9 protein-coding genes are annotated in these 8,730 nt (G+C 76.0%); 6 read left to right on the forward strand and 3 right to left on the reverse strand.

Annotated elements, in window-relative coordinates; all coding sequences use genetic code 11:
- Positions 1-137: 137 nt before the first annotated feature.
- From ACFWA9_RS36545 to ACFWA9_RS36560, 4 genes are all read left to right on the forward strand, one after another.
- On the forward strand, positions 138-557 hold the full coding sequence (locus ACFWA9_RS36545) for a YciI family protein (protein ID WP_380393420.1): 420 nt from the start codon (positions 138-140) through the stop codon (positions 555-557).
- Positions 530-1,861 carry an RNA polymerase sigma factor gene (locus ACFWA9_RS36550; protein ID WP_380393422.1) on the forward strand — a complete coding sequence of 444 codons (1,332 nt, stop codon included), beginning with the start codon at positions 530-532 and terminating at the stop codon, positions 1,859-1,861. The genes ACFWA9_RS36545 and ACFWA9_RS36550 overlap by 28 nt, the downstream gene beginning before the upstream one ends.
- 133 nt (positions 1,862-1,994) lie before the next feature.
- The gene (locus ACFWA9_RS36555; protein ID WP_380393424.1) at positions 1,995-2,372 is read left to right on the forward strand and encodes a hypothetical protein; all 378 of its coding nucleotides are present in this window, start codon (positions 1,995-1,997) and stop codon (positions 2,370-2,372) included.
- A gap of 130 nt (positions 2,373-2,502) precedes the next feature.
- Positions 2,503-3,096 carry a hypothetical protein gene (locus ACFWA9_RS36560; protein ID WP_352290158.1) on the forward strand — a complete coding sequence of 198 codons (594 nt, stop codon included), beginning with the start codon at positions 2,503-2,505 and terminating at the stop codon, positions 3,094-3,096.
- Between the two features lie 121 nt (positions 3,097-3,217).
- On the opposite strand, the gene ACFWA9_RS36565 is transcribed toward ACFWA9_RS36560, so the two are convergent.
- The 3 genes from ACFWA9_RS36565 to ACFWA9_RS36575 all read right to left on the reverse strand — a co-directional run bounded on the left by ACFWA9_RS36565 (position 3,218) and on the right by ACFWA9_RS36575 (position 6,278).
- On the reverse strand, positions 3,218-4,003 hold the full coding sequence (locus ACFWA9_RS36565) for a GNAT family N-acetyltransferase (protein ID WP_380393426.1): 786 nt from the start codon (positions 4,001-4,003) through the stop codon (positions 3,218-3,220).
- 42 nt (positions 4,004-4,045) lie between these two features.
- Positions 4,046-4,720 carry a hypothetical protein gene (locus ACFWA9_RS36570; protein ID WP_380393428.1) on the reverse strand — a complete coding sequence of 225 codons (675 nt, stop codon included), beginning with the start codon at positions 4,718-4,720 and terminating at the stop codon, positions 4,046-4,048.
- 124 nt (positions 4,721-4,844) lie between these two features.
- Positions 4,845-6,278, reverse strand: a complete 1,434-nt coding sequence (locus tag ACFWA9_RS36575; RefSeq protein WP_380393431.1) for a purine-cytosine permease family protein — start codon at positions 6,276-6,278, stop codon at positions 4,845-4,847.
- 70 nt (positions 6,279-6,348) lie between these two features.
- On the opposite strand from ACFWA9_RS36575, the gene ACFWA9_RS36580 reads away from it, so the two are divergent.
- A complete protein-coding gene (locus ACFWA9_RS36580; protein WP_352290150.1) occupies positions 6,349-6,990 on the forward strand; it encodes a TetR family transcriptional regulator C-terminal domain-containing protein in 642 nt (213 codons plus the stop codon).
- A gap of 62 nt (positions 6,991-7,052) precedes the next feature.
- Positions 7,053-8,684, forward strand: coding sequence for an amidohydrolase (locus ACFWA9_RS36585; protein WP_380393433.1), 1,632 nt, complete (start codon positions 7,053-7,055; stop codon positions 8,682-8,684).
- The last annotated feature ends 46 nt before the right edge of the window (positions 8,685-8,730 follow it).

Below are 8,730 nucleotides of genomic sequence, written 5' to 3' on the forward strand. Positions count from 1 at the left end.
GGATCCTTCCGGGCCCGGAAGAGCCCGGAGGGATCCGGCCCGGAAATTCCTTCGCCGCCGTGTCGATCCGCGGCCGTCCCGTTCGACCTGGGATAGAGAGGACCGAAGAACGGTCCCCGGGACGAAGGAGAGCAGTCGTGGCGAAGTACATGTTGATCATGCGGGGCAGCGACGAGTCGATCGCGAAGATGATGGAGACGCCGTTCGACGAGATGCTCGCGACCATGGGCCGCTACAACGAGGAGCTGATCCGGGCCGGCGTGCTCGTCGCGGCCGAGGGCCTGGACGACGCGGCGCAGGGCGTGGTGGTCGACGTCAGCGGGGAGACCCCGATTGTCACCGACGGCCCGTACGGTGAGACCAAGGAACTGTTCGGCGGCTTCTACATCCTCGACGTGGCCTCGAAGCAGGAGGCGGTCGAGTGGGCCAAGCGGCTGCCGTCCTTCCCCGGCACCAAGATCGAGATCCGGCGCGTGCCGGGGATCGACGAGTTCCCGCAGGACAACGAGTGGATCATCAAGGAACGGGCATGGCGCGAGCGGACCGGCCAGCTCTGACACCTCCGGCACCGGACGATCCGCCGGGCGGCGCGGCCGCCCGGCGGGCCGTCGAGGCCCTCTGGCGGATCGAGTCCGCGCGGATCGTCGGCGCGCTCACCCGGTACACCGGGGACTTCGACCTGGCCGAGGACGTCGCGCAGGAGGCCCTGGCCCAGGCGCTCGTCGCCTGGGCGCGCGACGGCGAGCCGGCCAGCCCGGTGGGCTGGCTGCTGAACACCGCCCGGCGGCGCGCCATCGACCACTTCCGCCGCCGCGCCGCCCTCGACGACCGCTACGCCGCGCTGGCCGGCGGGCTCGGCGAGGGCGGGGCGAGCTCGGGCGCCGAGCCGCCCGCGGACCGGTCCGACGACCCGCCCTGGGACCCGGACCGGATCGAGGACGACGTCCTCGCGCTGATCTTCGTGGCCTGCCACCCCGTGCTGTCGCCCGAGGCCCGCACGGCGCTGACCCTGCGCGTGGTGGCCGGCCTCTCCAGCGAGGAGATCGCCCGGGCCTTCCTGGTACCCGTGCCGACCGTCCAGGCGCGGATCACCCGGGCGAAGAAGACGATCGGCGCGGCCGGGGTGCCCTTCGAGCTGCCCCCGGCGACGGAACGGCGCGAGCGGCTCGGCGGGGTCCTCAGCGTGCTCTACGTGATCTTCACCGAGGGCTCGACGGCGACGTCCGGCGACCGGCTGCTGCGCCCCGGTCTCGCCTACGAGGCGATCCGGCTGGCCCGCACGCTCACCGCGCTGCTGCCCGCGGAACCGGAGGTGTTCGGGCAGCTCGCCCTCTTCGAGCTCACCGCCGCGCGCTTCCCCGCGCGCACCGGTCCGGACGGCGAGGCCGTGCTGCTGGAGGACCAGGACCGCCGGTTGTGGGACCGCTCCGCCGTCCGCCGCGGCCTGGCCGCGCTCACCCGGGCGACGGCCGCCGGGCGCGGCCTCGGGCCGTACGGCCTGCAGGCGGCGATCGCCGCCTGCCACGCCACGGCCCCCTCCGTCTCGGAGACCGCCTGGGACCGGATCGTGCTGCTCTACGAGGCGCTCGGCCGGGTCGCGCCCTCCCCCGTGGTCGAACTCAACCGGGCGGTCGCCGTCGCCATGGCGTCGGGGCCGCAGGAGGCGCTGCCCCTGGTCGACGCGCTGGCCGCCGCCGGCCGGCTGTCCGGCTCCCACCTGCTGCCGAGCGTGCGCGGCGAGCTGCTCTCCCGGCTCGGCCGCACCGCCGAGGCGCGGGCGGAGCTGGAACTCGCCGCCCGGCTCTGCCGCAACGCCCGCGAGCGGTCGGTCCTGCTGCGCAAGGCGGCGACGCTCGGCTGACGCCGCGTCACCTCGCCTACGGGAACCGGGCGTCTCCCCCCGGCGTCCTCCTCCGCGACGAGGACGGCCGGGGTGCGGGGGCGGCCGTCCCTCGGGTCGGGCGGCCCCGCTCCGGTACACCAGGGGAACGCCGATGATCGAGTACTTCCGTGGCCGCGGCCGGGCCGTCAGGATCGGCTGGGCGGCGGCCCTCCTGGCGCTCCTCCCGGTGGTCGCCGACTTCCACTTCGAGAACACCGTCCGGGAGCACGGCGAGATCACCGGCTACAGCTACCTCAGCGTCTCGGCGATCGTCGCCGCGCTCTGCGGAGCCGTCTACGCGTTCAGGCGCTTCTCGGCGGCCCGGTACGACGGGGCGCTGACCGGGGCCGTCAAGGCCGCGCCGGTCGCCGTCGTGCTGGTCAGCCTGGTCCAGGGCGTGCGCGGCTCGGGGGTGGTGCCCGCGCAGACCGAGTGCCGCGCCTCCTACAGTCTCCACCTCTGCCGCCCGGCCGACACCGCCCGCGGCTGACCGGCCACCGGCCCGCGCCGCTGGGCCGAGCGGGTGGGGTCGGGCGGGGACCGGTGTGGGAGCCGGGGGTGACCACGGGTCGGGGCGGGAGGCTGGTGCTCCGGAGCCGGCGGCAGGCAGGAGAGAGCCCGTGAGTGAGCCCAGCCGTCGAGGTGTCCGCGGCCGCGCGGCGGTGGGCGGTGCGGACCTGTCCGCCGACCCCGGGGTACTCGGGACGGCGCTCGCCGTGGTGCTGGCGTTCTCCTTCGCCGAGGGCTCCTGGCAGTGGTTCTCCACCTACCTCGGTGTGACGCTGCTCGCGGTGGTCCTCTCCTTCGGCCGGGTGCCGGTCCGCACGCCGGGCCGACGCGTCAGCTATGCCTGCAGCCTGGCGGCGTACGCGCTGGTCGTGGGCCTCTGTGTGGCCCTGGCGCTGGCCCCGGCGCTGCAGCGCTGGGACTGGCTGTTCCCGATGCCGGGCACCCGGCAGTCCTGCCCGGAGGCGGGCCGGTACGAGAGCCTGCGGACCCAGGCCGCCCTGGGAGGCCTGGCCGGGGCGGACCCCGACGCGCTGGAGTCCGCGCAGCGGGAGCAGAGCCGCGCGGTCGTCGACGACTGCCTGGCGGCGACGACGACCCACTGGCTGCCGGTCTACGCGCTGGGGGCGGCCCTGCTGGTGGGGGGTGCGGCCGCGTGGTCGTCGGGGCGGGCGAGGACGCGCGGGACGACCGCGGCCTCCGCCTGAACTCCGGCCGCCCCGCGGGCGGGCACGGGCGCCCGGGACGGCGGCCGTACCGGTCAGCGCGCGGTGAACGTCCGGCCGCCCCGCGGGCGGGCACGGGCGCCCGGGACGGCGGCCGTACCGGTCAGCGCGCGGTGAACGTCGCTTCGGTGAAGGGGGCGACCTCGGTGAAGCCCAGCCGCCGGTACAGCTCCACGGCGGCCGCGTTGTCCGCGCGGACGTTCAGCCCGATGTGGTCGCTGCCGTCCGCGAGCTGCCGGCAGAGCGCGGCCACGCAGGCCCCGGCCGCGCCCTGGCGCCGGACCGCGGGGTGCGTCGTGACGTTGCCGAGCACGGCCACCCGCTGGACGGGCGACCAGGCGTGCACGCCCGCGACGGCGACCAGCCGGCCGTCCCGGCGGGCGCCGACGTACTGGCCGGTGTCGAGCATCCGGTCGTCGAACCAGTTCCCCGGGTAGGCCTCGGCGAACAGCTTCACCAGCTCGGGCAGGTCCGCGCGGCCCAGCGGGACCGGCGCCCACGGGTCGGCGGGGTGCGCCGCCGCGCGCTCCGGGTCGGTCAGCACCATCCGCAGCAGGGTGCCGTGGCGGCGCACCTCGTACGCCTCGGCCAGCACCTCGGCCGCGTCGCCGGTCAGGTGGCCGAAGAAGCGGCGCGGCAGGACCGGCAGCAGTTCCCGGACCAGCTCCTCCACCTCCGGTGCCTCGGCGGCCCCGCCGAAGGCCAGCAGGGTGGGGGTGTCGCCGACCGCGTACAGCAGCGCCACCGGGCCGTCCGGGGCGAGGCCGTACCAGGAGGTGTGCGGCCACAGCAGGTCGTCGAGGTCACCGAGTTCCATCAGGTGCAACGCCGGGTCCCGTCGGAAGCGGGCTTCGAGGGCGGCTCGGTCGTGCAGGCTCCGCAAAGGCATCGGGCCAGCATACGGAGGCCGCCGGGCCGGCCGGCCGGAGGCTCAGGAGGTGAGCTGCCCGGGCCGGCCCGGCACCCAGAGCGGCACCGGACCGGCCTGGGCCATCGACCGGATGGCGTACTCCTCCAGCGTGGCGGCCGCCCTGCCCGGGTCCTCGCCGCTCAGTTCCGCCAGGGCGGTGGCGGCGGAGCGGGCGCAGGCGAGGATGAGCGCGAGCGTGTCCTGGCGGCGGTGCCGGCGGCGGACGTAGGCCTCGGACCGTTCGGCGATGCGGCGGTCGTGGCACTCCCGCTCCGCCGCCGCGTCGGGGCCGTCGGCGGTCGCCGCCTGCACGCCGTGCCAGAGCAGGGCGAGCGCGACGGGCTCGACCGGGTGGGCGGTGTCGGAGCACCGGGACCGCTCGTACGCCTCGGCCGACTCCCGGCCCAGCAGCTCCAGCGCCGCCGGCCCGTCCCCGTCGCGGGTCAGCAGGACCAGCTCCGCCGCCCGGCGGACGAGCTGGTGCAGGGCCGCGCCCGCCGGCACCCGGAGCCCGGGCGCGGCCGGGTCGGCGAAGGCCAGCCAGGTGTCGGCGAACGAGGCCGCCCACAGTTGCCACAGCCAGGGCCGGGCCCCGGCCCCGAGCCGTTCGCCGGTCGCCAGCCGGATCAGCCCCACGGCGGCGAGATCCGCCGCATCGGTGTCCGACCCGAGCCCGAACAGCCGTCCACTCCTCATCACGCACCCCCGTCAGCGCCATCACTCTGTGACGCGCACATCTCACCACATTGGGACGCGGACGAACTGGCCACGGCCCCCGATGAGACCCACGACACGTGGCCGGCCGGCTACCCCGGGCCGCTCACCGGAGGTGCCGGCGCCCGGCGGCCCCCCGTGTCAGGAGGGCGTAGACCCCGGCGGCGGTGAGCAGGCCGGCCGGCAGCGAGAGGTCCAGGCCGAGGGCCCCGGCGATCGGACCGGTGTAGAGCGTGTCCACGCTGAGCGCGCCGGCGGTGACGCCCGCCGCGATCGCGGCCGCGCCCGCCGGGTTGACGCCCCCGGTGTACCAGAACGGGCCGCCCGGGGTCTCGTCGGTCAGCGCCGGGCCGTCGTAGCGGCCCCGCCGCAGCAGGACGTCGGTCGCGTAGACGGCCGTGCTGGGACCGAGCAGGACGACGGTGAGCTGGAGGACGTCGCTGACGGTGTCGAGGAAGTCGGCCACCAGCAGCGCGTACAGGGTCAGCGCGACCGAGACGACGCCGTCGACCAGCACGCTGAGCGAGCGGCGGATCCGCAGGCCGACGGCCTGGAGGGCGAGGCCGGCGCTGTAGGCGGTCAGCGCGTTGAGCGAGATCGTGCCGAGGACGAGCGCGAGCAGGAAGAGCGGGGTGAACCAGCCGGGCAGCAGGGACTCCAGCGCGCGCTGCGGGTCGGTCATGTCGACCGCGGTGGCGGCGAAGGCGCCCAGCGAGCAGACCACGACGCTGGGCAGGAAGCCGCCGAGGGCCGTCCAGCCCGCGACCGCCCGGGGGGAGGCGGTGCGCGGCAGGTACCGGGAGAAGTCGGCGCTGGTGGTGTACGACAGCGGGCCGGCGGCGATCAGGGTGACCCCGGCGGCGAGGGTGGCCCACAGGGCGCCGCCGCTCAGCGGTTCGGCCGGCCGGTACCCGAAGTCGGTGCGGCCGAGCACGCGGACGGCGACGACGGCGAAGACGGCGGTCAGGACGAGGGTGATCGGGAGGTAGAGCTTCATGATCGCGCCGTGGCCGTAGACGCTGATGGCGAGGGTGAGCGCGGCGACGAGCACCACCACGACGGCCTTGACCCCGGTGGTGGCGGGGATGCCGACCTTCTCGACCAGGGAGAAGGCGGCGACCGCGGCGGCGGCCAGGTTGAGCGCGAAGTAGCAGACCGAGATCGTCCAGCCGGTGACCGCGTTGTTGACCCGGTTGCCGCGGACGCCGTAGAGCGCCCGGGTGATCACCTCGCTGGGGGTGCCCGAGGCCGGGCCGGAGACCGCGAGCAGGCCGGTCAGCAGCCAGCACAGGTTGCCCGCCACGATCACCGCGACGGCCTGCCAGAGGCTGAGGCCCATCAGGACGAGGGCGCCGCCGACCACCAGGCTGAGGTAGTTCACATTGGCCGCGGCCCAGACGCCGAACAGGTCGCGGGGGCGGCCGCGGCGCTCGGAGTCGGGGATGTGGTCGATGCCGTGCGCCTCCACCCGGGTGGCCCGGTCGGTGGTGCGCGGGGGGTTGGGGACCTCCGTGTGGGGGTCTGGAATCGTGGATTCCATGGAGTCCTCCGAAATGTCGAGCACAGGAGCGGGCTTGTCTATTGGTCGCACATCCAATAGCGTGCCGGGCATGCCGTCAAGCGTTCCGCCGAAACGGGTCCGCAAGACCCCCGAGGCCCGCCGCGCCGAGATCGTGACCCTCGCCGCGACGGTCGCCCTCACCGAGGGCCTGGAGTGCCTCACGCTCCGGCGGATCGCCGACGAGCTGGCCGTCCGGCCCGGTCTGATCAGCCACTACTTCCCGGTCGCCGAGGACCTGGTCACCGAAGCCTTCGCCACCGCGGCGACGGCCGAGCTGGACGAGCTGATCCCGGCCGACCGGCCGGCGGGGCAGGCCCTCGGCCGGCTCGCCCGGTTCCTCGCCCGGACCACCGGCGAGGAGTACGACGACCTCAGCCGGCTCTGGCTCAACGCCCGGCACCTCAGCCGGTTCCGGGCCGGACTGCGCGAGCAGGTCGGCCGCCAGGAGGCACTCTGGCGCGACCGGCTGACCGGCCTGATCACCGACGGCGTCGACAGCGGGGCCTTCCGCACGGACGATCCCGCCTTCGCCGCCGTCCAGATCCTCGTCGTCCTCGACGGGCTCGGCGTCCACGCCAACACCGACCGCAGCGGCCACCCGCCGGCCGCGAAGGCGCTGGCCGCCACCACCGCCGAACGCGCCCTGGGCCTGGCCGCCGGCACCCTCACCGAGCCGACCGCCGTCCCCTGACCTGCCCGCCCGACCCACCGAGGGCCGCCGTCCGGCGGCCCGGCGAACGCAAGGAGCCGCCCGTGCCCACCGACCTCGTCCTGCTCTCCGGCCGACTGCTCGACCCGGGCACCGGCGCCTTCCTGCCGCACAGCGCCCTCGCGGCCGGCGGCGGCCGGATCACCCACCTCGGCGACGACCGGGAGATCCGGGCGCTCGCCGGCCCGGCGACCACCGTGGTCGACCTCAAGGGTGCGGTGGTCACCCCCGGCCTCGTCGACGGCCATCTGCACCCGGTCTCCGGCGCCGAGCGCACCATGGGCGTCGACCTCTCCGGCTGCGCCGACCTGCCGGCCGTCCGGGAGGCGCTGGCCCGGGAGGCCCGGGGCCTCACCCCCGGCGGCTGGCTGCGCGGCTGGGGGCTCGACCCCAACGCCTTCGGCGACCTGCCGGTCGGGGCGGCCGCCCTGGGCGCCGTGCTCGACGGCCTCCCCGCGGCGCTCGACCTCTTCGACGGCCATTCGATGGTCGTCAGCCGGCGCGCGCTCGAACTGGCCGGCATCGACGGACCGCGCGCCTTCGAGCAGGCCGCCGAGATCGTCTGCGACCCGACCGGCCGCCCCACCGGGCTGCTGCTGGAGGACGCCGCCTGCGACCTGGTCGAGGCCGTCGCCCCCCGGCCCACCGCCGACCAGGTGCGCGAGCGGGCCGCGGCCGTCCTGCGCGACATGGCCGCCGCCGGCCTGACCGGCGGTCACGCCATGGACGCCAACGGCGACAGCCTCGCCACCTACGCCGCACTGGAGGCCGAGGGCGCCCTCGCCCTGCGGCTGCGCATCGCCCCCTGGCTCCAGCCCGACGCCGACACCGAGGCCCTCGCCGCACTGATCCGGCTCCAGGGCACCGGCGGTGACCGCTGGCGGGTGGACGGGGTGAAGCTGTTCATGGACGGCACCATCGACAACGGCACCGCCTGGCTGGAACACCCCGACTGCCACGGCCAGTCCACCCACGCCTTCTGGCCCGACCCCCTGGCCTACACCCGGGCGATCGAGCGGCTCCACCGGGCCGGCGTGCCCACCGCCACCCACGCGATCGGCGACGCCGCCGTCCGGCACGCGCTCGACGCCGTCGAGCGGGCGCAGGCCGACCCGGCCGGCCCCGGGCGGGCCGTCCGGCACCGGATCGAGCACATCGAGACCGTGCCCGACGACACCGTGCACCGGTTCGGCCCGCTCGGCGTCGTCGCCTCCATGCAGCCCACCCACTGCACCGACTACACCCGGGCCGACCACACCGACAACTGGTCCCGGCGGCTCGGCGAGGAGCGTGCCTCGCGCGCGTTCCGCTGCCGCGACCTGTGGGACGCCGGCGCCACCGTCGTCCTCGGCTCGGACTGGCCGATCGCCCCCTACCCGCCGCTGGGCGTGATGGCCGGAGCCCGCCACCGCCGCCCCAGCCGCGACCTCACCGAGCCGCCGCACGGGATCGAGCAGGCGCTCACCCCGCTGGAAGCCCTCCGGGGCATGACCGTCAACCCCGCCCGGGCCGCCGGGGAGGAGCGGACGGCCGGCCGGCTCGCCGTCGGCCACCGGGCCGACCTGACCGTGCTGGCCGACGACCCGCTCACCGTCCCCAGTACCGAACTGGCCGCACTGCCGGTCCTGTTGACCGTCGTGGACGGGCGGCCGACGCACCGCTCCCCCGGCCTCTGACCGGGCCGACACGATCCGGCGGCGCCGGGCCCGGGCACCCCAGGTG

The organism is Kitasatospora sp. NPDC059973, from assembly GCF_042737525.1.
Taxonomy (GTDB): Bacteria; Actinomycetota; Actinomycetes; order Streptomycetales; family Streptomycetaceae; genus Kitasatospora.

Coding starts and splice junctions, on each gene's coding strand:
- ACFWA9_RS36550 (WP_380393422.1), top strand. CDS start 530: ATGGCGCGAGCGGACCGGCCAGCTCTGACACCTCCGGCACCGGACGAT.
- ACFWA9_RS36555 (WP_380393424.1), top strand. CDS start 1,995: ATGATCGAGTACTTCCGTGGCCGCGGCCGGGCCGTCAGGATCGGCTGG.
- ACFWA9_RS36565 (WP_380393426.1), bottom strand. CDS start 4,003: ATGCCTTTGCGGAGCCTGCACGACCGAGCCGCCCTCGAAGCCCGCTTC.
- ACFWA9_RS36570 (WP_380393428.1), bottom strand. CDS start 4,720: ATGAGGAGTGGACGGCTGTTCGGGCTCGGGTCGGACACCGATGCGGCG.
- ACFWA9_RS36575 (WP_380393431.1), bottom strand. CDS start 6,278: ATGGAATCCACGATTCCAGACCCCCACACGGAGGTCCCCAACCCCCCG.
- ACFWA9_RS36580 (WP_352290150.1), top strand. CDS start 6,349: ATGCCGTCAAGCGTTCCGCCGAAACGGGTCCGCAAGACCCCCGAGGCC.